The sequence below is a fragment of the Paraburkholderia ginsengiterrae genome, assembly GCF_001645125.1.
In the GTDB taxonomy this organism is placed as follows: domain Bacteria; phylum Pseudomonadota; class Gammaproteobacteria; order Burkholderiales; family Burkholderiaceae; genus Paraburkholderia; species Paraburkholderia ginsengiterrae.
In genome coordinates, this window is record NZ_LXKA01000327.1 from 264,183 (window position 1) to 285,978 (window position 21,796).

At 65.2% G+C, this 21,796-nt stretch carries 18 protein-coding genes; 8 read left to right on the plus strand and 10 right to left on the minus strand.

Annotated elements, in window-relative coordinates; genetic code table 11:
* Nucleotides 1–65: 65 nt before the first annotated feature.
* From A6V37_RS23625 to A6V37_RS23640, 4 genes are all read right to left on the minus strand, one after another.
* A complete protein-coding gene (locus A6V37_RS23625; protein WP_064268492.1) occupies nucleotides 66–1,457 on the minus strand; it encodes an autotransporter outer membrane beta-barrel domain-containing protein in 1,392 nt (463 codons plus the stop codon).
* 25 nt (nucleotides 1,458–1,482) lie between these two features.
* Nucleotides 1,483–2,109: a hypothetical protein gene (locus A6V37_RS23630; RefSeq protein ID WP_064268491.1), complete on the minus strand. Its 627-nt coding sequence runs from the start codon at nucleotides 2,107–2,109 to the stop codon at nucleotides 1,483–1,485.
* Nucleotides 2,106–2,645 (minus strand): hypothetical protein, encoded by a 540-nt coding sequence (locus tag A6V37_RS23635; protein ID WP_064268490.1) that lies wholly within the window; start codon nucleotides 2,643–2,645, stop codon nucleotides 2,106–2,108. The genes A6V37_RS23630 and A6V37_RS23635 overlap by 4 nt, the downstream gene beginning before the upstream one ends.
* 88 nt (nucleotides 2,646–2,733) lie before the next feature.
* Complete coding sequence (locus A6V37_RS23640) at nucleotides 2,734–3,228, minus strand: hypothetical protein (protein WP_064268489.1); 495 nt, start codon at nucleotides 3,226–3,228, stop codon at nucleotides 2,734–2,736.
* 534 nt (nucleotides 3,229–3,762) lie between these two features.
* Between A6V37_RS23640 and A6V37_RS23645 the strand changes: the two genes are divergently transcribed.
* Nucleotides 3,763–5,157 (plus strand): sigma-54 dependent transcriptional regulator, encoded by a 1,395-nt coding sequence (locus A6V37_RS23645; RefSeq protein WP_064268488.1) that lies wholly within the window; start codon nucleotides 3,763–3,765, stop codon nucleotides 5,155–5,157.
* Between the two features lie 214 nt (nucleotides 5,158–5,371).
* Nucleotides 5,372–6,343: a thymidylate synthase gene (locus A6V37_RS23650; protein WP_064268487.1), complete on the plus strand. Its 972-nt coding sequence runs from the start codon at nucleotides 5,372–5,374 to the stop codon at nucleotides 6,341–6,343.
* 118 nt (nucleotides 6,344–6,461) lie between these two features.
* Here the strand turns inward: A6V37_RS23650 and A6V37_RS23655 are convergent, their stop codons facing one another.
* Both A6V37_RS23655 and A6V37_RS23660 read right to left on the minus strand, forming a co-directional pair.
* On the minus strand, nucleotides 6,462–8,924 hold the full coding sequence (locus A6V37_RS23655) for a DUF6600 domain-containing protein (RefSeq protein WP_064268486.1): 2,463 nt from the start codon (nucleotides 8,922–8,924) through the stop codon (nucleotides 6,462–6,464).
* A gap of 182 nt (nucleotides 8,925–9,106) precedes the next feature.
* Nucleotides 9,107–9,820: an ArsR/SmtB family transcription factor gene (locus tag A6V37_RS23660; RefSeq protein WP_064286397.1), complete on the minus strand. Its 714-nt coding sequence runs from the start codon at nucleotides 9,818–9,820 to the stop codon at nucleotides 9,107–9,109.
* Between the two features lie 230 nt (nucleotides 9,821–10,050).
* Between A6V37_RS23660 and A6V37_RS41505 the strand changes: the two genes are divergently transcribed.
* The 4 genes from A6V37_RS41505 (at nucleotide 10,051) to A6V37_RS23675 (ending at nucleotide 13,352) form a co-directional block, all read left to right on the plus strand.
* The gene (locus A6V37_RS41505) at nucleotides 10,051–10,194 is read left to right on the plus strand and encodes a hypothetical protein (protein WP_165614449.1); all 144 of its coding nucleotides are present in this window, start codon (nucleotides 10,051–10,053) and stop codon (nucleotides 10,192–10,194) included.
* Nucleotides 10,195–10,336: 142 nt separating this feature from the next.
* Entirely contained in the window at nucleotides 10,337–11,593 is a 1,257-nt protein-coding gene (locus tag A6V37_RS23665; RefSeq protein WP_064286398.1) for an MFS transporter, read from the plus strand.
* Complete coding sequence (locus A6V37_RS23670; protein ID WP_064268483.1) at nucleotides 11,593–12,699, plus strand: GlxA family transcriptional regulator; 1,107 nt, start codon at nucleotides 11,593–11,595, stop codon at nucleotides 12,697–12,699. The genes A6V37_RS23665 and A6V37_RS23670 overlap by 1 nt, the downstream gene beginning before the upstream one ends.
* A gap of 146 nt (nucleotides 12,700–12,845) precedes the next feature.
* Nucleotides 12,846–13,352, plus strand: coding sequence for an acyl-CoA thioesterase (locus tag A6V37_RS23675; RefSeq protein ID WP_064268482.1), 507 nt, complete (start codon nucleotides 12,846–12,848; stop codon nucleotides 13,350–13,352).
* A 173-nt stretch (nucleotides 13,353–13,525) separates the two neighbouring features.
* Here A6V37_RS23675 and fumC read toward each other — a convergent pair whose 3' ends face one another.
* The 4 genes from fumC to A6V37_RS23695 form a co-directional block, all read right to left on the minus strand.
* On the minus strand, nucleotides 13,526–14,926 hold the full coding sequence (gene fumC, locus A6V37_RS23680; RefSeq protein WP_064286399.1) for a class II fumarate hydratase: 1,401 nt from the start codon (nucleotides 14,924–14,926) through the stop codon (nucleotides 13,526–13,528).
* Between the two features lie 15 nt (nucleotides 14,927–14,941).
* The gene (locus A6V37_RS23685; protein ID WP_082902739.1) at nucleotides 14,942–16,495 is read right to left on the minus strand and encodes a phospholipase D family protein; all 1,554 of its coding nucleotides are present in this window, start codon (nucleotides 16,493–16,495) and stop codon (nucleotides 14,942–14,944) included.
* 269 nt (nucleotides 16,496–16,764) lie between these two features.
* Nucleotides 16,765–18,177, minus strand: a complete 1,413-nt coding sequence (locus A6V37_RS23690) for an MATE family efflux transporter (protein WP_064268479.1) — start codon at nucleotides 18,175–18,177, stop codon at nucleotides 16,765–16,767.
* A 260-nt stretch (nucleotides 18,178–18,437) separates the two neighbouring features.
* A complete protein-coding gene (locus A6V37_RS23695) occupies nucleotides 18,438–18,656 on the minus strand; it encodes an RNA-binding S4 domain-containing protein (RefSeq protein ID WP_011489423.1) in 219 nt (72 codons plus the stop codon).
* Between the two features lie 266 nt (nucleotides 18,657–18,922).
* Here A6V37_RS23695 and A6V37_RS23700 point away from each other — a divergent pair, with 266 nt between their 5' ends.
* Together A6V37_RS23700 and A6V37_RS23705 are read left to right on the plus strand one after the other, a co-directional pair.
* Nucleotides 18,923–19,372: a hypothetical protein gene (locus tag A6V37_RS23700; protein WP_064268478.1), complete on the plus strand. Its 450-nt coding sequence runs from the start codon at nucleotides 18,923–18,925 to the stop codon at nucleotides 19,370–19,372.
* Nucleotides 19,373–19,625: 253 nt separating this feature from the next.
* Entirely contained in the window at nucleotides 19,626–21,761 is a 2,136-nt protein-coding gene (locus A6V37_RS23705; protein ID WP_064286400.1) for an ATP-dependent helicase, read from the plus strand.
* The last annotated feature ends 35 nt before the right edge of the window (nucleotides 21,762–21,796 follow it).

The window sequence follows — 21,796 nt, forward strand, 5'->3', positions numbered from 1 at the left end:
CCGGCGCGTCTTCCCCAAAACTGCTTTCTGGCTTCTTCTGCCGGGTTGCCGGCTCAGTTGCCGATTTAGTGGCCGCTGTTCAGCGCAGCAATCGCAAGGCCGTTGTGTTGCAGGTTGCCCGCGCCGCCGGCGATATTCACGCCGATGTTGCCGGTCGCGTTAGCCAGCGTATTGGCCCCCAGCATCGCCGTGCCCTGGAATTGACCCTTGACCGCCATGCCGGCGGTTTGCGAGTTGTCATCCGTGGCGACCATTGCCGTGGTCAGTGCGTTGCCCGGGCTGGTCGTCGTTACCGCACCGGCAAGGCTGTTGTTCTGCACGTTGCCGATACCCGAGGCGACGTTCACCCCGACGTTGCCCGTCACACCCGACAGCGAGCCATCCCCGATCGACGCGTTCAGATTGAAGTTGTTGATCTTGGCGGTGCCGGCCGAGGTTTGCGTGCTGAAGATCTGCGCATTGCCGAACACGTTGCCGATGTCGACCGAAGCGAGCGACACGTCGTTGCTTTGGGCGTTGCTGATGCCTTCCGCGACGTTGATGCCGAGGTTGCCCGAGACGCCCTTGGCCGCGTCGGCGCCGGTCGTGGCGTTCAGCGTGCCTGCCACTTGCGTGTTGGTGTGCACCGTCACCGAGCCTTTGGTCGTCACATCTGTCGTAGCGAGGCTGGCGTCGACGCCCCAGGCCGCGTGGTAGGAGTCCGAGGAGGACGACCGGCTCTTTTCATAGCCGGACGAATGTTCGTCGGCCTTCGCGAAGCCCGATCCTTCGTTGGCCTGATAGCCCCACACCTTGGCGTTTCCAGATCCTTCCGATGCCTGGAAGCCGCCCGCTACAGCTGACGTGTTGGCGTAGTCCGATTCGTGATACCCGGCCTGGAATCCGCCACCCGCATGGAACGAACCGCTGCCGTGCGTCGGCGTGTCGTGGTTCTGATAGCTGTAGCTGCCGCCGATCGAACCGCCTGCCGAGATATGGCCACCGGAATTCTCGCTGGTGTGAGTAAAGGCCCCTTCAACGGCCGCTGCCTGCTGGTTGTTCTTATACCCGGTGCCTTCCACCGCGGCGCTTTGATTACCGTACGAATAGCTGGCGCTTGCCTTGGAGCCTTCCGACATGGAGGAACTGGCCGAATGGCTCTGGCTGGTCGTGAGAAACGCCGTGCCGCCGCCTTTGATCGACGAGGTATTGTTGTTCGTGGTGGTCGTCATGTGGCCGGTTGTATAGGTCTGGGCTTGCGGATCAAGCGACGCGTTCACGGTGACCGACTGGTTGTTGTTGATGACGGCGCCGGCGGTGCTGGACACGTGCACGCAGCCGTACAGGCCGACCATGCCTTCGACGCCGATCTCCTCACCAACCAGTGTGGCATTGAACAGGTAGACCTTCTGTGGTGCGGCCAACACGCTGCCGGATGCTGCAACGAAAACGGCTGCGGCAATAAGAGTGCGCTTCATGATTCGCTCCGATACTTAAGTGTGGTCAGTTAAAAAAAGTGCCCGCCGGGGGACGGAGCACAAAACTGTTTGCCGTGGCATTACCGGCGCCGGCTGTCTGGTTGATCTGCACGATCCCGCTGACGTTCTTGAAGGCATCGCTGGAAATATTTGCCTCGCGTACGCTATGAAGCCCGAAGGATTGACCTTGACTGCCGTTTTTCGGGGCCGTCGCGGATAGCTCCCCATCCGAGACGGTCTCGACTCCGAGCGCGGCAGTGCCCAACTGGGTGCTGTTGCGCTGCAGATTCCCTGCTCCGGCGGACTGGTTCACCAGTACCGCGCCGGATGAATTCGAAAATGCGTTGGCTTCGATCGACGCCCGCGCGCTCGTAACCTTCGCGGCCACGGTGGCGCTTTGCGAGCTGGCGTTGTCGTTGCCGATCACGCCGCCGTTCGAGACCGTGATCTGGTTGGCCTGGGCGTTGTCGAGGCCGGCCGTTTCGTTGACCGCGAACGCGCCGGTTACGCCGGCGGCCGCGCCGTTGGCGATGGTCGAGGTGGCTGCGAGCGTCGGCACGGCTTGCGCGTGCGCGTGGCCTGCCACCAGGATGGCGCCGCTCACGCAGACGTACAGCGCCGCATGCAGCGAACGGAACGTGAGCGGGCTCATTTCAGACCTCCGAGCGCGCTGTTGAGCGCGTTCGAGAGCGGCGCCAGCGAGCCGGTCACCGACGAGGTGATGGTGCCGCCGATGCCTGGGGCGGGCATGCCGATGCCGCCGGCATTCAGCGCGACGGTGCTGCCGGTCGTCTTGCCGCTGAGGATCTGGGTGACGGCCTGCATGCCGGTTCCGCCGAGCACTCCGCCATCCGCCACGCCGCTCGACCCGTGCGCATTCGTCAGATCAGTGTCGCCAACGAGCGTGGCAACCGCCGGATTGAACGAGCTGGCCGGGAAGGTGGTAGCGCGTACGGCGACCGGGTCCTGATTCTTCGGCACCGGCACGAAGGCGTCGCGCGGTGTCACGGTGCGCTCGACGATGATGTCGCCCGGATTGGCGACCTGTTGAGCCATGACGTTGACAGCGAAGCCGGCGGTGAGCAGGACGACGACGGTGACCACGGCGGCCGGCAATGCGCTGGACGACGAGGTAGACGACAAAGCCCGCGACGTGGGTGCGCACAGCGTCCGGATGGAGGTAATCATGTCGGTCCTTGCTTTAGTCTTGTCTTAAGAGCGGCTGATGTGTTTGTGATGCCCCGGCCGCCTGTCGTACGTCGTTAATAATTTCGGGCTATTTTCTCTGGTAGTTGGCGACGTTGCCTTGCGCAGAGCGCGCGGCGTCGACGGGAACCGGCAACGGCGAGGGCGGGGCGATCTCGTCCCATAGCGTCACGCCATTGCCGCCGCCGCTGCCGTGCATGAGCTGCGGGGTGGCGGCGACCATGACCATGCCGACCGCGCCGCCGCGTTGCCGCGACAGCATCTGATCGTCGAGCGAAAAATCGTTCACGGATGCACCATCGGCCGGAATGGCCGGCACGTTGGCATCCAGCGGGTGGAATAAGGCGGAGGAGTGCAGCGTTTGATCAAATGAGGCTGCTGTGGCGAGCGTGGTGCCGGGAACCGTGGCCGATCCTGCCTCGCCGGCTTCCGCCAGCATGGCGGATTGGGCCTGCAGGGTTTCCTGTGCGTGGACGCCAACGGGCGGCACAAGCAGAGCAATGGCGGTGCAGAGTGCCGCACATGGTGCAATGCCGTTCAAATCGATGCGGAAAGCGAATCGCATGATGTGTCTCCTTGGTGCATGGCATTTAGCGAAACGTGTGCCATCGCTCGCAACCCATTGATCCATGAGGATGCGAGTAAAAACTTCGGAGTAGGATTCGAAAAATCGGTCGAAAACGTTTCAGCGCTGAAACGGCACGCAGGAAATACCTGTAATTTGTTAATCCGCGCGGTAGGAGCTACCTTGGGGTCTGTGCCAGGAAAAGCGCTTCCACTAATGTTTTATTCGTCGGCTGAATAACTGTTTATCGCCCGCGAAGCCTTTCTGTGTAAGGGGTGCGCGATTAAATTCGCATAATTGTTTTCCAAGCAGCGCGCGTATAGTAAGCTCTCGAAAAAGAGCTTCAGATTTAAAAAAGCCCACTAACGGGCCGTCTCAAACACACACGCCGCTTTCTTGGGGATCAGCTGTCCGCACGGAATGGAATGGCCGTTCGGTTTTTGCTATTGCGCAATCCCGGACGAGTCAGCGTGTCTGAACTCGGTTCAGGTGCGTGCGTCATCCTTAACGTTCGTTGACGAGAGGATCTGAATAATGGAACCCGCAACGCGGCAACTGATTTACGTTTCGCGTGATCCAAGCGCGGAACTGAACACGCGTTTTCACCAGCGCGGCTGGCATGTCGAAGTCGTGGGGTCCGCGCGCGACGTGCGCCGTGCGGTTCGCGCCGGCATGGCTGCGGGCGGCCTGCTTGATCTGTCTAGTGAATTCCAGCCACACGAAATCGCCGCCTTCGAATCCTGCCTGACCATGCCGAACGTCGGCTGGGTGGCGGCCACCATGCCCGGACAACTCCAGGACGCCGCGCTGCGCCGGCTCGTGCGCGACTATTGCTTCGACTATGTGACGGTGCCGTATTCGGGCGACAGGATCGTCGACTCAGTCGGTCATGCATACGGCATGATTTCGCTGGGTGAACCGGCGTCCAACGACGGCTCGCAAGGGGCCGAGGGCGAAATGGTCGGTTCGTGCGACGCCATGCTCGCGCTGTTCCGTTCGATCCGCAAAGTGGCGATGACCGACGCGCCCGTGTTCATTTCCGGCGAGTCGGGCACGGGCAAGGAACTGACGGCGGTTGCGATCCACGAACGCTCGGCGCGGCGAAATGCGCCTTTCGTGCCGATCAACTGCGGCGCGATTCCGCCGCATCTGCTGCAATCCGAACTATTCGGCTACGAACGCGGGGCGTTTACCGGCGCCAATCAGCGCAAGATCGGCCGGGTCGAGGCGGCGAACGGCGGCACACTGTTTCTCGACGAAATTGGCGACCTGCCGCTCGAAAGCCAGGCGAGCCTGCTGCGCTTCCTGCAGGAACGCAAGGTGGAGCGGCTGGGCGGGCACGGTGCGATCGAGGTCGACGTGCGCATCATCTCGGCCACGCACGTGGACATGACGGCAGCGATGATCGAAGGACGCTTCCGTTCCGACTTGTATCACCGGCTGTGCGTGCTGCAGATCGACGAACCGCCGCTGCGCGCGCGTGGCAAGGATATCGAACTGCTCGCGCGGCACATGCTGGAACGTTTCAAGAAAGATGCCAGCCGCCGCTTGCGCGGCTTCGCTCCCGACGCGATCGCGGCGCTCCATAACTATGGCTGGCCGGGCAACGTGCGCGAGCTGATCAACCGGGTGCGGCGCGCTATCGTGATGTCGGAAGGGCGGGCTATCACGGCGCGTGATCTGGAGCTCGCCGAGTACGTTGAAATCGTGCCGGTGTCGCTCGCGCAGGCCCGCGAAGCGGCCGAACGTCAGGCCATCGAGCTGGCGCTGCTGCGTCATCGCGGGCGGCTTGGCGACGCGGCGCAGGAACTCGGCATCTCGCGCGTCACGCTTTACCGTCTGTTGTGCTCGCACGGCATGCGTCATATGGAAGGCGAGCCGCTCGCCGCACCGCACGGAGAATTGCCCGCTTCGGTGCCGCATCTGTAAAAACGCTTCTGCAAATCGTCTGGCCGGCTTCACGAGTCTCGTGGGCCGGCCACGTTTTTTCCAAAGTCCGTTTTGCAAAGCACGGCTTGTAAAACGGGTATCAGAACGCGGGTATCAGAACGGCCTTCGGCCGCGCTTGTTAAAATCGGGTTTTCCGCTCAATCTTCGTGGCGTCCGGATCGGTTCCGGCACACGCCTCGCCGAAGGAACCCGCATGAAACAATACCTCGACCTCGTCCGCACGATTCTCGACACCGGCACGTGGCAGGAGAACCGCACCGGCATCCGCACCATCAGCATGCCGGGCGCCATGCTGCGCTTCGACCTCCAGCAGGGCTTTCCGGCCGTCACCACGAAAAAGCTGGCGTTCAAGTCGGCGGTGGGCGAACTGGTCGGGTTTTTGCGCGCATCGCGCAGCGCCGCGGACTTTCGCGACCTCGGCTGCAAGGTGTGGGACGCAAACGCCAACCAGAATCCGCAATGGCTGGCCAACCCCTACCGGCAGGGGCCGGACGATCTGGGCGACGTGTACGGCGTGCAGTGGCGTCAGTGGCCGGCCTACAAGGTGCTGGATGCGAGTGCGAGCGCCCAGCTTGCCGATGCGCAAGCGCGCGGCTTTCAGGTGGTGACCGAGTTCGAAGAAGCCGGCGGCCGCAAAGTGCTGCTCTACAAGGCGATCGACCAGCTGCGCCAGTGTCTGGACACGATCATGCAGAATCCCGCCGACCGGCGCATTCTGTTTCATGCGTGGAACCCCGCGGTGCTGGACCAGATCGCGCTGCCGGCTTGTCACTTGCTCTACCAATTCCTGCCGAACGCGGCGCGCCGCGAAATTTCGCTGTGCCTCTATATTCGCAGCAATGACGTTGGCCTCGGCACACCGTTCAATCTGACCGAAGGAGCGGCGTTGCTGCACCTGGTGGGCCGCCTGACGGGTTATACGCCGCGCTGGTTCACCTACTTCATCGGCGACGCGCACATCTACGAAAACCAGCTCGACATGCTGCAGCAGCAGCTCTTGCGCGAGCCGTACCAAAGCCCGGCGTTCGCGATCTCGGACCGAGTGCCGGAATACGCGAAGACCGGTGTGTACGAGCCGGAATGGCTCGAGAAGATCGAACCGTCGGATTTCTCGCTGGTCGGCTACCGGCATCACGAACCGCTCACGGCGCCCATGGCCGTTTGAGCGTCAGCCCGGCGGGCTCCGCGCTCCGTATAAAGAAAAACCCCCGCAATGTGAATTGCGGGGGTTTTTTCATGCTGTCGGCCGACGCCTGAACGTACAGCCGGACGCGCCAGGGCGTTTAGCCCTTGTGATGCTCATCGCGATTGCCGCCGCCCGAATGTTGTTCGGCGTGTTGAGGCTGCGGTTGCGGTTGCGGCCGTGGTTGCTGCGCCTGTTGCGGGTGCGGCTCAGGACGCGGCTGCGGCGCGGGTTGCGGATGAAACTCCGGCCGGGGCTGCTGTTGCACCTGCTGCTGACGCGGTTCGGGGCGCGGTTCCTGACGCGGCTGCGGTTGCTGCTGCGGCATTGGCTGCGGATGGTATTCCTGCCGTGGCTGCTGCGCCTGGACTTCAGCCGGGCGCGGTGCTTGCGGCTCCGGCTGGCGCTGCATCTGCTGAGGCTGGCGCTGCACCTGTTGCGGCTGGGGCTGACGCTGCATCTGCTGCGGTTCCGGCTGACGCTGCACCTGTTGAGGCTGCGGCTGCGCACGGAACTCCGGCTGACGGGCCTGCTGCTGCGGGCCACCGTGCTGCTGGGCCTGCTGCGCCATCGGCGTATGCGGTTGCGTCCAGGCGGGTTCGTGCCGCTCGTTGCCACCCGGCTGCTGGCCTGCCTGTTGCGGCATGCCGTGCTGCTGGGCCTGCTGCGCAAACCCCGCCGGCGGGATACCGCCGTTCGCTTGCGGCGGACGCGGCACACCATTCGCCGGATGTCCCGCCTCGCCCGGCTGCGGACGCTGGTTGGCCATCTGCGGCGGCATGCCTGGCCGCGCCTGCTGCTCGCCGGCGCGCGGTGCTTCGCCCGGCCGAGCTGCGGCCTGCGGCATGCCGTTAGGCCCGCCCGGCGCACCCTGTGCCATGCCCGGGGCACGTCCGGCGATATGCGACTGCACGACGCGCACGTTCTGCACCGGTAACGCGCTCGGACCGCCCGCCATGTGCGCCGGCACCGACGTCCGCACGATCGGCTGACCCGCGCCCGGCACCTGTCCGCCGCCTTGCGCGAAACGTTGCGCGAGCGTGTCGTGGTAAGCCGCCGGCGTCGCGGGCGTGCGTGTTGCCACGACCGGGCGCGCCATCACGGCGGCGGGCGGCCGGTAATTCGCATTCCGCAGGCCCGGCCCGAAGCTCTCCTTGACCGGCGCGATGCCCGGACCGCCCGGGTTGATCTTCGCGTTGCGCCATTGTTGCGGGTCGACCTTCTGGGCGAAGCGTGCAACCGGCTGACCGTGCACGAATGCCGTTGCCGGCACCGCGGTTACAGCGCCCGGCGCGCGGTAGTTGATATACGTGTTGTGAATGTTGGTCACATTCACGTTCGTCACGTTGCGGTTGTAGTTATTGACGATCGTCGTCTGGTTGACGCGGTTGTAGTAACCGGGGCTCCAGTGATCGTGATCGCCCCAGTGCGGATGCCACGGCTCGCCCGGGCCGAGCGGGAACCACGCGCAGCCGGCCGCCACCGCGCCGCCGATTGCCAGATCCACCCCCCAGCTCACGCCGCCGCCACCGCCGCCCACGAAGGCGACCAGCGCCGGGGCGTAGACGGGCGGCTCGCTGACCGCGACCGGGCCCGGCACCCATGCCCACGAATCGTCGACATAGGCCCAGCGGCCGTAGTGGTACGGCGCGAAGCCCCACGGCGCGTCGTCGACCCAGGTCCAGCCCCACGGCGCCTGCCATACCCAGTGGCCGTCGTGATAAGGCGCCCAGCCGGCGGGCGTGGCGCGCGGCACCCAGACTTCGCCATATTGCGGGCTCTCGCGCCACGTGCCGTTGTTGTCGAGATCCTGATAGCCGGGCATGTCGCGCGACACGTAGCGCGCCGACACCGACCGGTCTTCCGCGGCATCGCGGCTGGCGGCCCATTGATCGAAGCCGTCGAGGCCGGGCGCGGAATTGTCGGCGACCTGCTGCAGGTTGGTGCCGCCAAAGGTAATCTGCTGGCCGGCCGCGACCGGCACCTGGCCGCCGTCGCCGTACACGGTCGCGCCGCCGCTGCGCACCGTGACGGTCGTGCTGCTGCCGTCCGGCGCGACATCGACGCGATAGTCGCCGGGGCCGTTCAGGCCGAGCGCCAGATTCGGCGTGTCGATCTCGTAGGACGAGCCCGGCGGCAGTTCACGCACGCGCGCCGACAAGGAGCCTTGAACGACCTTGAGCTGCGCGCTGTTGTCGTCGAGATTCAGCAGGTCGAGGCTGGTGGACTGGCCGAGGCGAACCGCGGTCGAGCCGATATGCAGCTCCGAGCGCGCGTTCTGATCGTTCCACAACTGGTCGCCAGTGGTGAGCGGGCGGTTGATCTGCGCGTACGACCAGTCGCTGGCGCCGGCCGGTTCGGTGGTCACGGCGCCTGACGTGTAGTTCAGGCGCGCCACGCGCCCCGGCGGATCGGAATTCTGCAGGGCGACGGCGCCCTGCGACGCCTCCTGGTTTTCCTGGGCGAACGTGGCCTGCGCGGCAAACAGGAAGGTGGCAGCTGCAATCAGCGTGTAGCCGATGACCCGGCGGTTCGATTGGCGGTGTTTGGTGACTGTTCTCATGGTCTATCTCCGACGGAGCCGGCATTTTGCGGCATCCGTGCAGTCACTGTACTAGCGGCGTATGTTTCAAGGCCCCCACTTTTGTAAGGCCGCCTCACCAGCATGTAACAAAAGGTCTCGATAAGGCGATTCGTAAGCTGATTGCGGATTTCCTGTAATGGCATCAGGAGCTTGGGAGTGCGTCAGGCCGCAAGAAACGTATCGAAATGACGGTGGCCGGCCGGAGTGATGCGCAGCATACGCGGCCGCTCCGTGCGTTCGACCCAGCCATGCGCCGACCACGAATCGAGGAGTGCCGCGCCTAGTGCGCCGCCCAGATGCGGACGCCGCTCGCTCCAGTCAGGGCAAGTGCAGGCGAAGCGGCGCCGGCGGGTCTTCTGCGCCGACATGTCGATCCCCCAGTCGGCGAAGCGCGCGGCGCCTTCGTCGGTCGCTTCCAGCGAGGTGCCGTCCAGCGTCAGCAGCCTGCTTTGCACGAGCCGCTCGAACACCCGCACCGACAGTTCGCCCGCCATGTGGTCGTAGCAGGTGCGGGCGTAGCGCATGTCGAGCGGCACGGTGCGCACGGGGCGCGGCACGGGCCGTTGCTGCGCGCTGACCTGTGCGACGTTCGCGAGCGCTTCGATCGAAGCGGCGATGTCGGGCGACGCGATCCGGAAATAGCGGTGCCGGCCGCGCACCTCGAGCGCCAGCAAGCCGCCGTCGGTCAGGCGCGCGAGATGGGCGCTGGCCGCCGATGGCGACAGGCCGGCGATCATCGTCAGCTCGCCGGCCGGGCGGGCGCTGCCGTCCATCAGCGCCCACAGCATCGCGGCGCGGCCAGGGTCGGCGAGCAGCGCGCCAATGCGGCTCAAGCCAGGGAAGTGATTCTGTTCGTCTGCGAGGGAAGCGGGCATCTGATGTCTCCATCCAGTGAGCGGCGCGTCATGGCGCCATGCAGCCTACTGTATCCGGCTGCGGTATTCGATGTTTCAGCTTAGCGTGAACTGTGGGATGCGGCAGCTACGAAAACCTGGCGCCCGGAGCGGGCAGGGCAGGCGGGGGCCGTCCGGGCGAGCCTGCGCTCAGGCGCCGCCAGGGCCGGCCAGGCTAGAATCGAACTCTGTCCTTGCAGGAACACGCTGTCATGAAAACGCTTTTTGCCGCTATTGCCGCAGTCCTGTTGTGCACTGCGTGCGCGCAAGGCGGCGGTGCTTCGGGGTCGGGCGCGGGCACCGGCAGCATCACGATGTACGGCACGATCGACGAGGGCATCACCGTGCGCAAATAAGCGCCGCTCGGGCATTTCATCAGGTCGAGGCCAGCAGGTCGAAGCAATAACTGGCAGAAATTGATGCATCATTGTCACTTCTGCCATCGGTGCGCGTGTGACGATCGTGTCATCCCCACTGCCGTTGCCCCGGAACCTGCTCATGCCACCTTCCGCCGCCTCCTCCCTGTCCCCTCGTTCGGCTGGCTTGCGCGACTTCGATCCGCATGGCCGGCGTGCCGCGCGCGTGGTGGCCGTGTGCCAGGCGCTGTACACCTCATCGGTCTCGATCGATCTGACTTTGACCGGCCTGGTCGGCTACACGCTCGCCGACGACAAGGCGCTCGCCACGCTGCCGTTCTCGCTGATCACCGTCGCCGCCGCGTTGACGACGGTCTTCGCGTCGTTTCTGATGGCGCGGATCGGCCGGCGCGCGGGCTTCGTGCTCGGCGCGGGCGTCGGCGCGCTGGGCGGCGCGGTCTCCGTCTGGGCGATCTTCCACCACAGTTTCTGGGCGTTCTGCGCCGGCACCACCACGGTCGGCGTGTTTCAGGCGTTCGCGCAGTACTACCGGCTGGCGGCCGCGGATGCCGTCGGCATGGAAGGCAAAAGCCGCGCGATTTCGACCGTGCTGACGGGCGGTGTGGTCGCCGCCGTCTGCGGGCCGCTGCTGGCCGCGTGGAGCAAGGACTGGCTGGCGCCGGTGGCGTTCGCGGGTTCTTACGCGCTCGTCACAGGCCTCGCGCTCTTATCGATCGCCTTGCTGGCGCTGTTGTATCGCGATGCGGCGCCGGTCGTGAACACGGCGTCGACTCACGAGCCGGCGCGGCCGCTCGGCGAAGTCGTCCGACAGCCGATCTTCATGGCGGCGCTGGCCAACAACGCGCTCGGCTACGCCGTCATGATGTTCGTGATGACCGCGACACCCATCGCCGCGGTCGCCTGTGGCCACACGATCGGCGACGGTGCCGCGATCATCCAGTGGCACCTGGTTGGCATGTTTGCGCCGTCGCTGTTTTCCGCGCGGCTGATCCAGCGCTTCGGCGTGCTGCGGGTGATCGGCGCGGGCATCGTGCTGTCGGCGCTGTGCGGCGTGCTGGCCCTGCGGTCGACCGATCTGCCGCATTTTTACGCCGCGCTCGCGTGTCTGGGCGTGGGCTGGAACTTCATGTTCGTCGGCGGCACGACGCTTCTGACGCAGTCGTACCGGCCGTCTGAGCGGGCCAGGACCCAGGCTGCCAGCGAGTTCACGACCTTTGCGTTCTCCGCGCTGGGCTCCCTGTTCGCCGGCCAGTTGCTGGCTCGCTTCGGCTGGGCGACGATCAACGCCGCGATCTTTCCGCTCCTCGGGGCGGCGGCGCTGGCCACGCTGGGTTATGCATGGTCGCGTAAGCAGAGCTCGATGAGGGAGATGTCCTGATGGCAGTGCGTCATATCGTTTTCGCGGTCGCACCGGATCTGGTGCTGCTCGATGCTTGCGGGCCATTGGAGGCCTTCTGGCGTGCGGAGTTGACTATTGCCGCCTCGGCCGCCGCAGGCAGGCCCGCCGGATCCGGCGATTCGGGCCGATCAGCCGGGTCCGCGGGCACCTCCGCACAACCGGTGGCTTACCGCACGACGGTCGCCTCGATCGACGGCGGCGCGCTGCAAACCTTTCCCGGCTTGCCGATCGTCACCGAACGGCTCGATACGCTCGACGATCAGCCCATCGACACGCTCATCATTCCCGGCGTTCCGATCGATGCACACTGCACGCTGCAAGCGGAACTCGTCGCCTGGATCCGGCGTAATGCGCCGCGCGCGCGGCGGGTGTGCTCGGTGTGCACCGGCGCGTTCTATCTGGCGGCGGCCGGCCTGCTCGACGGCCGTCGCGCGACGACGCACTGGGGCGACGCCTCCCAGCTTGCGCGCCGCTTTCCCAAAGTGCAGGTGGATGCCGATCCGATCTTCATTCGCGACGCCGGGCGGGGGCCAAGCGAGAGCGTCGTGTGGACGTCGGCGGGTGTGACGGCGGGCATCGATCTGGCGCTCGCGCTGATCGAGGAAGACGTCGGCCACGCCGTCGCGATGCAGGCGGCGCGGCGGCTGGTGGTGTTCATGAAGCGGCCGGGCGGGCAGTCGCAGTTCAGCGCGGCGCTGGCGGCGCAGGCCTCGGCCGACGGGCCATTCGAAGCGCTGCATGGCTGGATGGCGGCGCACTTGTGCGACGACCTGTCAGTCGAACGGCTTGCCGAGCGCACGCAGATGAGTCCGCGGACATTCGCGCGGCGCTACGTCGACGAAGTCGGCCGCACGCCCGCCAAAACCGTGTCGGCGCTGCGTCTCGAGGCGGCCTCGCGGGCGCTGGCGGAATCGCGCCGACCGCTCAAACGGATTGCGCTCGATTGCGGCTTCGGCAGCGAACAGAACTTGCGACGGGCTTTTTTGCGGCGCTTCGGCGTGCTTCCGCTCGATTATCGCGAGCGTTTCATGTCGGCAGCCGCGCCGCATGGCGGCGCTGTTTCAGCCGTCGCCGAGACGAATTAGACGGACCGCAAAAAGCCAGGCGCCTGGCAAACCTGGCGCCGGTCCGCACGGAATTTCGCACGGAAGGTGCGGCCAACCCGCGACGCGCTCAATAATGCGCTCGTATAATCGCCTCCTTTCAATGCATCCGATTGACCGGAGTCAAGATGAGCACCCCTCCCGTAGCGCCGATGGACCGTTCTGAGACCACTTTCCGCTTTCTCGCCGAACCGACTTCGGTCAACTTCGGCGGCAAGGTGCATGGCGGCGCGCTGATGAAGTGGATCGACGAGACCGCTTATGCGTGTTCGGCGGTGTGGTCGGGGCGCTACTGCGTGACGGTCAGCGTCGGCAATATCCGTTTCCGCCGGCCGATTCTGGTCGGCAATCTGGTCGAATTGCGCGCGCGAGTCGTGGCAACGGGCCGCACCAGCATGCATATCCACGTGTCGGTGCAGGCGGGCGATCCGAAGGGCGGCGAGCTGCTGCAAACCACGGATTGCCTCGTCGTGATGGTCGCCGTCAACGAAAACGGCCACCCGGTGCCGGTGCCCGCGTTCGTGCCGCAGACGGAGGAGCAGCAACGCCTTGCCAAATACGCGATGGATGTGAAGGAAGCGCTCGACGCGATCGTCGAACTGAAGCCGGAAGAAGTCGCGCAAGGCAAGGCCTGAGGGAATGGCCTGGGCGCGGCGCGCCGGTATCGGCAGGCGGCCGCGCAAACTTGAGGTTTGCGTGGCCCGTGGTGAAGCACGCCAGCCGCTCGGCGCGGCATGGCCCCGGCGGTCTGGTGGCCCCGTGGTCTGGTGGCCTGAGCCTGCCGCTCCTGGCGCGGCTTTACGGTTGATTACCCCGCCGTGTTCCCGACCATATCATCGGGGCGCACCCATTCATCGAATTGCTGCTCGGTGACATAGCCGAGCGCGAGCGCCGACGCCTTCAGCGTGGTGCCTTCCTTGTGCGCCTTCTTCGCGATCTTCGCGGCCTTGTCGTAGCCGATGTGCGGATTGAGCGCCGTCACGAGCATCAGCGATTCGTTGAGCAACGTGTCGATGCGCTCGCGGTTCGGCTCGATCCCCACCGCGCAGTTGTCGTTGAAACTATGCGCGCCGTCGGCGAGCAAACGGACCGATTGCAGCACGTTGTGCGCGATCATCGGACGGAACACGTTCAACTCGAAGTTGCCGCTGGCGCCGCCGATATTCACCGCCACATCGTTGCCGAACACCTGCGAGCACAGCATCGTCAAGGCTTCGGACTGGGTGGGATTGACCTTGCCTGGCATGATCGAGCTGCCCGGCTCGTTCTCCGGAATCGACAGTTCGCCGAGACCGCAACGCGGGCCGCTCGCGAGCCAGCGGATGTCGTTGGCGATCTTGTTCAGGCTGGCCGCCACCGTTTTCAGCGCGCCGTGCGCGAACACCAGTGCATCGGCCGCAGCCATCACCTCGAATTTGTTCGGTGCGGAGACGAAGGGCACGCCGGTCAGCTTCGCGATCGCCGCCGCCACCTTGTCCGCGAACTCCGGATGCGCATTAAGGCCCGTGCCGACCGCGGTGCCGCCCTGCGCGAGCTGGTACAGATGCGGCAACGCCGATTCCACATGACGCATGCCCTGTTCGAGCTGCGCGACGTAGCCGGAGAACTCCTGGCCGAGCGTGAGCGGAGTGGCGTCCTGCAAGTGCGTGCGGCCGATCTTGACGATCTCGGCGAAGGCTTTGGCCTTGCCGTCGAGCGTATCGCGCAGCGTTTTCAACGCCGGCAGCAGATGTTTGACGATTGCGTATGCAGCCGCCACGTGCATGGCGGTAGGGAACACGTCGTTGGACGACTGGCCGCGGTTCACGTCGTCGTTCGGATGCACTTTGCGCGCCTCGCCGCGCTCGCCGCCGAGCAGTTCGCTGGCGCGATTGGCGATCACCTCGTTGAGGTTCATGTTGGTCTGCGTGCCGGAACCGGTCTGCCAGACCGCGAGCGGAAACTCCTCCGGATGCTTGCCGTCGATAATCTCGTCGGCTGCTTGCATGATCGCCTTCGCCTTGCCTTCGTCGAGCACGCCGAGGCCCAGGTTGACCTCGGCGGCGGCGCGTTTGATGACGGCCAGCGCGGTAATCAGTTCGGGCGATTGCTTCTCGGTCGAAATGCGGAAATTCTGCAGCGAGCGCTGAGTCTGCGCGCCCCATAGACGGGCGTTCGGCACGGCGATCTCACCGAACGTGTCGCGCTCCATTCGTACGTCTTCAGTCATGTTCCACTCCGCTTTTCAAAGTTCTGCGTTGACGGGCAATAGGGAGAATAGACCTGTTAGCGCATTCCGGTATAACCCCGCTTGCGGATCGAAGATGTACGTGCGGCGCGTGCCGTTTTCGACATCGGTCCAGACGAGCGGCGAGGGCGGCGCTCCGATCGAGCGCAGGTAGGCGAACTGCGCCGCGTCGGCGAGCGTGACGCGATAACTCACTTCGGGCGCGGTGGCGCGATCGAAGAGTTGCGCCACCTGCCCGGCGAGCGCCGGGCTATGGATGACCAACGCCAGCTCGGTATTCAGATTGGCCGAACGCGGATCGAGGTTCATCGAGCCGATCACCAGAATCTCGCGGTCGATCACATAGGTTTTGGCATGCAGGCTGGCCCGCGATCCCGACCCGGCGGCACTGGTGGGTGCCGTGTTCTGCTGCGGCTTGAATTCGTATAATTCGACGCCCGCCCGCAGCAACGGCACGCGAAACGGACTGTAGCCCGCCTGCACGGCGACGGCGTCGGTCGCGGCGAGCGAATTGGTCAGGATGGCGATGCGAATGCCGCGCTGCGTCAGTTCGCCGAGCGCCTTGACGCCCGCATCATGCGGCACGAAGTAGGGCGAGGTGATCAGGAAATCTTTCTTCGCATCGTGCATCAGCTCGCCCAGACGCTGCATGGGGGGACTGACATAGTCCGGCGACGGATGTTCGATTTTCTCCGGCAGGTCGGCTTTGAACTCGGCGCGCGCCCATGTCAGGCCCAACTGCTGCCCGGCAATCTGCGCGGCGAGCGGCGTGGCGTTCAGCGGCTTCGCGTTGTACGGATCGGCGTTGGTGCGCCAGTGCTGGCGCAACTCGTCGCGTGTCTGGTCGAGCACCTTGGCGTCGAATTTCTGCTTGTTCAGCGCCCGCAACGGATAGGCAATGCTGCTGTTCCAGTAGTCGTCGAAACTGGCTGAGATGTCGGCGGCAATCGGGCCGGCGGCCAGCACGTCGAGGTCGCGGAACTGCAGCGTTTCGCTGGCGCTGAAGTATTCGTCGCCGAGATTGCGGCCGCCCACGATCGCCGCCTGGTTGTCCGCGATCATCGCCTTGTTATGCATGCGGCGAGTGAAATGGCCGATCTGCGTGAACACGTTCGTGGTGCGTTCGAACACGCCTTGCTGCGCGCTGCCGAACGGATTGAAGACGCGAATCTCGATGTTCTCGTGCGAGTTCAGCCCCGCCATCACGCGGTCGATATCATTGAAGTTCAGGTCGTCGACCAGCATGCGCACGCGCACCCCGTGATCCGCCGCATACAGCGCGGCGCCGAGCAGCAGCTTGCCGGTGGTGTCCTCGTTGGCAATGTAGTACTGCATGTCGAGGGTTTGCGTCGCGGCGCGCGCGAGCGCGATGCGCATCTGCAGGGCGTCGGTGCCGCTTGCCAGCACGCGGAAACCGGACTGATCCGGGTGCGCGGCCTCGAACGGTGCGAGCGCTGTGTGAAGCGGCGTGGTTTGCGTCACCGGCAGTGCGTGGGTGACGTGACGCTCGAACGCGGTGGCAGGGGGCCTGGTGGCACAGGCGGTCAGCATGGCCGTGGCACAGCACAGCAGGAAGACATGCCGCGTTGCCTCCCAGCGTGATTTTCTGCGGGATATGACGAACGCGGTTTTGTGCTGCGGTGTGGTCAGGTTCTGATTGTGATTCGACGGCACACTGTTCCCCTTGTTTGCGGGCTTCTCATCGCTGCTGCGCGTGAGTAACCCATGCAGTAGCAAAATTCATTCTAAGGGGAATCAGGCCGCGTTCGCGCGTTCGGCACCGGACCGTCATCAACGTGCGAAGCGGCGCTTTGTTTTGCTCAGACGGATTGGGCGGGCGGGGCGCCAGCTGCGTCCGGCGCATGCTGCAGGCTCAGCTTGTGAAACCGCAGCGTCATCAGCAGCGCGACGCTCGCGAGGCCGGCGGCGAGCCCCCACCACAAGCCGCGCGCGCCGAGGCCGAAGTGAAACGCCAGCGTGTAGCCGGTCGGAAAACCGATGACCCAGTAACCGAACGCGGCGGCGATCATCGGCACGCGCGTGTCCTTCAAACCGCGCAGGCAGCCGGAGCCGACTGTCTGCATGCCGTCGACGATCTGGAAGATCGCGGCTACGCCGAGCAGCGAACTCGCGAGCGTGACCGTGGCGGCATTGGCCGGGTCGTCGAGATGCAGATAGAGGCCGACGATCCAGTGCGGCGCGGCGATCAGCACGAGCCCCGACATCGACATGAAGCCGATGCCGAGCGCCAGCGCGACAAAGCCCGCGTGACGCGCGGCGAGCGGCTGGCCCGCGCCGGACCAGAAGCCGACCCGCACGTTGGCGGCCTGGCCGATCGCGAGCGGCACCATGAAGGCCACCGAAGCAACGTTCAGCGCGATCTGATGCGCGGCCAGTTGCGACTCGCCGAGCAGGCCGACCATCAGGCCCGTGGCGAGGAAGAGCGTCGACTCGACGCCGTAGGTGATCGCAACCGGCCAGCCGATGCCGAACAACTCGCTCATCAAAGGCACGTTCGGCCGCGTGGCGACGACGAAATGACGGTAGCGCGGACGCAGATGCAGCAGCGCCATCAGCACGAGCGCGCTCAGCCAGACGGTGATGGACGTCGCCGCCGCCGAGCCGAGAAAGCCGAGCCGCGGCAGGCCGTAGGCGCCGTGGATCAGGCCGTAGTTGAGAAAGCCGTTCACGCCCACGCTCACGAGCGACACCCACAACAGCCGCTTGGCTGCGCCGATGGCCGGCAGGAAGGAGCGCATCAGACCGACGCCGATCAGGCTGCCGAGGGAGCCCCAGCGCAACACCGCGGCGTATTCGCCGACGTTGTGCGCGAGCAGGGCCGGCTCGCCGAACGCCAGCAGGATCGGCGTGGCGAACGACAGCAGGATGAACGCCGGCACCGACAGCAGCACGGACAGCACGAGGCCGGTCCAGTAGATGTGCGGCACGCGGCCTTCGTCCTGAGCGCCGCGTGCGTGCGACACGCTCACGCTGACGGAGGTCAGCACGCCCTGCAGCAGCGTGACCACCACGAAGAACAGGTTCGCGCCGAGGCCCCCGGCGGCCAGCGCGTCGGGGCCGAGCGAGCCGAGCAGGATCGTGTCGGTGACGCCCATGGCCATTTGCGAGAGCTGCGCGATGGCGAGCGGCGCGGCGAGCCGGGCGGTGTCGGCTGCGTGACGGGTCAGGGTCGGCGGCCGGGCGGCCACCCGGGAGAAGCCGGATTGAGTCATGGAGCGCCTGGCGGCGGAAGTGGCGACAGTGCGCCCAAGGGGCGCGCCGCCTGCGTGGGCGGCCTGGCATGCGTTGGCGCTAGCGTTAATGCGGGGCCGTCGCCAGCCAGTTGTCAGCCGATTGTCTGTCTGTCGAAACCAACAGCTTATTGCTTAGGCGTGGCGATGTCGATGGAAGAAGCACGATTTTGGTGCGTGCGATCCTCCGGTTTTTCGGACTGTGGGGTGGCGTCTTTTGAGCTCAGGCGGGGTTTAAGGGTTTAAGCCTCGTGAACCGCGATTCGCGTATCGCCAAGCAGTACGACCTGGCCCGCGCGGATCTTGCACGTTTTGCGCGTTTCGACCCGGCCGTCGACGGTGACCGCGCCGTCCGCGACCATCATTTTTGCGGAGCCGCCGCTGTCCGCCAGCCCCGTTATCTTCAGGAGATTGTGCAGTTCGACGTAGTCGCCGGTGAGCGTGAAATCGAGGTTAGGCATGGCGTTCGCACCTTCAGGCAAAGGGTTCGCATCATAAGCCAGAAGCCGGTTCTGGATGCATTTCACGTTGTGTCCTTGACCTCGCGCAGGCAATCGCAATGCAGATGTTATGTAATTGTCAGAAAATGAAACGTTCCGTAACTCCGGTCGCGAGATAAGAACTTCACTCGTAAAGTGCGGGTCAGTAGTAAAGCCTGCTGGATTTTCTGGCAGTGAGCAGGCCGGACTCGACGCCTGCATCACAACAATTTGAGAGAGGATTAGCCATGACTCCCATTCGTACGCTCCTGATCGGTACCGCCCTGACCGCTTTTGCCGCTACCGCTGCCGTCGCGCAGACCGAGCAGCCGGCCGCGGGTATGAACGGCCAGGCCCAGGTCCAACTGCAGGGTGCCGCTAATGCCGCGCCTGCCGCGCAAGGCGTGCAGCCGGTGGCACCGGCGCCGACCCAGCTCGCGGTGCCGGGTTCGACCGATCCGCTGGTGCAAAAGCGCAACGCCGATGCGAAGGCGAACGCGGAATATCGTGCGTCGAAGAAGGCCTCCAAGGCTGAATTGAAGGCTCAGCAGAAGGCAGCCAAGTCGCAATACAAGGAGCAGGTAGGCGACGCCAAAATCAACCAGAAGGCCGACAAGCAAGCGGCCAGCAACGAAATGAAGATCGACATGCAAGGCCAGGCCGGCGCACAGGCGGACGGCGCCGACGTCAAGCAGTAAGACTGTGCGCTGAGGCCGAGGGTGTGGCGGTATGTGCCGCCACACCGGTCGTCGATGAATGGCCCGAGCGTATTCACGCGACGGGCCATTTTTTTGTCCGTTCGTCGAACTCCATGGCCACGAGTTGGCGGAGCACATGCGGGTTCGGGCGTGGACGAAAAAAGGGGCGCTTGTCTGCGAAGGTTGTATGGATATACAGTATGCGTCGCCGCCCTGAATCCACTCCTGAATCCACTCCATACCTAAATCGATCGTGCTCTCCGTCGCCGACTCCCCGCCGTCCTCGTCTTCCGAAAGCGCCGATTGGCTCGCGAAGCTCAACGAGGCGCAGCGCGAAGCCGTCGAATACGGCGCCGACACGCCCAGCGCGCCTCCGGGCGCACTGCTGGTGATCGCGGGCGCGGGTTCCGGCAAGACCAACACGCTCGCGCACCGGGTCGCGAATCTGGTGGTGAAGGGCGCCGATCCGCGCCGCATCCTGCTGCTGACCTTCTCGCGCCGCGCGGCGCTCGAAATGACCCGCCGCGTCACGCGGATCGCCGGCGCGGCGCTCGGCTCGCGGGCCGCGCTCGCGCAAGGGCTGACGTGGTCGGGCACCTTCCATAGCGTCGGCGCGCGGCTGTTGCGCGAGTATGCGGAGCTGATCGGCCTCGCGCCGGCCTTCACGATCAACGACCGGGAGGATTCCGCCGACCTCATGAATCTGGTGCGCCACGAACTCGGTTTGTCGGCGAAAGAGCGGCGTTTCCCGGCCAAAAGCACCTGTTTCGCCATTTACTCGCGGGTCGTGAACACCGGTGCAGCGCTTCCCCAGGTGCTCGACAAGGCGTTCCCCTGGTGCCGCGAATGGGAAGCCGATCTGCGCATGCTGTTCGCGGCTTATGTCGAGGCCAAACAGAAGCAGAGCGTGCTCGACTACGACGACCTGTTGCTCTACTGGTCGCATATGGCCGCCGAGCCTGCTATCGCGGCCGATCTGTCGGCACGCTTCGATCACGTGCTGGTCGACGAGTATCAGGACACCAACCGTCTGCAGGCGTCGATCCTGCTCGCCCTGAAGCCGGACGGCCGCGGCCTGACCGTGGTCGGCGACGACGCGCAGTCGATTTACTCGTTTCGCGGCGCGACCGTGCGCAATATTCTCGACTTCCCGGCGCATTTCGATCCACCGGCCAAACAGGTCACGCTCGAGCGCAACTACCGCTCGACCACACCGATTCTGGCGGCGTCGAACGCGGTGATCGAACTCGCCAGCGAGCGCTACACGAAGAATTTGTGGACCGACAAGGCGTCGGCGCAGCGGCCACGGCTCGTGACTGTCGCCGACGAAGCGGATCAGGCGCGCTACATCGTCGAACAGGTGCTCGAGGCGCGCGAGCAGGGCATGAAGCTCAAGGCGCAGGCGGTGCTGTTTCGCGCCGCGCATCACAGCGCCGCGCTGGAGATCGAACTGACCCGGCGCAATATTCCTTTCGTGAAATTCGGCGGGCTGAAGTTTCTCGATTCAGTACACGTCAAAGACGTGCTGGCCGTGCTGCGCTGGGCGGAGAATCCGCGTGACCGCGTCGCCGGGTTTCGCGTCGTGCAACTGCTGCCGGGCGTGGGTCCGGCCACGGCGGCGAAGGTGCTCGACGACATCGTCGCGCGCGCGGGCGCCGGCAACCCCGCCGACACCGCCGGCAGCGCACTGGCTGCCTTCGCGGCGCCGGCTCGCGCGCAGGAAGACTGGCATCCGTTCGTCAAGCTGATGTCGAGCGTGTATGGGCGCCAGACGCCCTGGCCTGCCGAGTTCGAAATGGTGCGCCGCTGGTACGAGCCGCATCTCGAGCGCAATCATGAAGACGCGGCGATCCGTCACGCGGACGTGTTGCAGATGGAGAGCATCGCGGGGACGTATCCGTCGCGTGAACGCTTTCTGACCGAGTTGACGCTCGATCCCCCCGGCGCCACCAGCGACGAATCCGGTGTCCCCTTGATCGACGAGGACTACCTGATCCTTTCCACGATCCATTCCGCGAAAGGGCAGGAATGGCGCAACGTGTTCGTGCTGAACGGCGTGGACGGTTGTATTCCGTCCGACCTCGGAACCGGCAGCGAAGAGGAAATCGACGAGGAGCGCCGTCTGCTCTACGTGGCGATGACGCGCGCGAAGGAGGATCTGCACATCGTCGTGCCGCAGCGCTTTTATGTGCACAACCAGACGCATCTGGGCGACCGTCATGTGTGGGCGTCGCGCACGCGCTTCATTCCCGCGCACCTGATGCCGCTGTTCGACGCTCACGCATGGCCGCGCGTGCCGGTGCCGAGCGCGCCCACGGCGGCCGGCCTTGCCGCGGCTGCACAGGCGAAGATCGAGATTGGCGCGAAGCTCAGGAAAATGTGGGATTGAGCGATTGGCGGTGGCGAGCGCTTACGTGAGGCGGC

Bases quoted from the DNA above. Each gene is read 5' to 3' on its own strand.
- A6V37_RS23625 (WP_064268492.1), bottom strand. From the start codon at position 1,457: ATGAAGCGCACTCTTATTGCCGCAGCCGTTTTCGTTGCAGCATCCGGC.
- A6V37_RS23630 (WP_064268491.1), bottom strand. From the start codon at position 2,109: ATGAGCCCGCTCACGTTCCGTTCGCTGCATGCGGCGCTGTACGTCTGC.
- A6V37_RS23635 (WP_064268490.1), bottom strand. From the start codon at position 2,645: ATGATTACCTCCATCCGGACGCTGTGCGCACCCACGTCGCGGGCTTTG.
- A6V37_RS23640 (WP_064268489.1), bottom strand. From the start codon at position 3,228: ATGCGATTCGCTTTCCGCATCGATTTGAACGGCATTGCACCATGTGCG.
- A6V37_RS23645 (WP_064268488.1), top strand. From the start codon at position 3,763: ATGGAACCCGCAACGCGGCAACTGATTTACGTTTCGCGTGATCCAAGC.
- A6V37_RS23650 (WP_064268487.1), top strand. From the start codon at position 5,372: ATGAAACAATACCTCGACCTCGTCCGCACGATTCTCGACACCGGCACG.
- A6V37_RS23655 (WP_064268486.1), bottom strand. From the start codon at position 8,924: ATGAGAACAGTCACCAAACACCGCCAATCGAACCGCCGGGTCATCGGC.
- A6V37_RS23660 (WP_064286397.1), bottom strand. From the start codon at position 9,820: ATGCCCGCTTCCCTCGCAGACGAACAGAATCACTTCCCTGGCTTGAGC.
- A6V37_RS41505 (WP_165614449.1), top strand. From the start codon at position 10,051: ATGAAAACGCTTTTTGCCGCTATTGCCGCAGTCCTGTTGTGCACTGCG.
- A6V37_RS23665 (WP_064286398.1), top strand. From the start codon at position 10,337: ATGCCACCTTCCGCCGCCTCCTCCCTGTCCCCTCGTTCGGCTGGCTTG.
- A6V37_RS23670 (WP_064268483.1), top strand. From the start codon at position 11,593: ATGGCAGTGCGTCATATCGTTTTCGCGGTCGCACCGGATCTGGTGCTG.
- A6V37_RS23675 (WP_064268482.1), top strand. From the start codon at position 12,846: ATGAGCACCCCTCCCGTAGCGCCGATGGACCGTTCTGAGACCACTTTC.
- fumC (WP_064286399.1), bottom strand. From the start codon at position 14,926: ATGACTGAAGACGTACGAATGGAGCGCGACACGTTCGGTGAGATCGCC.
- A6V37_RS23685 (WP_082902739.1), bottom strand. From the start codon at position 16,495: ATGCTGACCGCCTGTGCCACCAGGCCCCCTGCCACCGCGTTCGAGCGT.
- A6V37_RS23690 (WP_064268479.1), bottom strand. From the start codon at position 18,177: ATGACTCAATCCGGCTTCTCCCGGGTGGCCGCCCGGCCGCCGACCCTG.
- A6V37_RS23695 (WP_011489423.1), bottom strand. From the start codon at position 18,656: ATGCCTAACCTCGATTTCACGCTCACCGGCGACTACGTCGAACTGCAC.
- A6V37_RS23700 (WP_064268478.1), top strand. From the start codon at position 18,923: ATGACTCCCATTCGTACGCTCCTGATCGGTACCGCCCTGACCGCTTTT.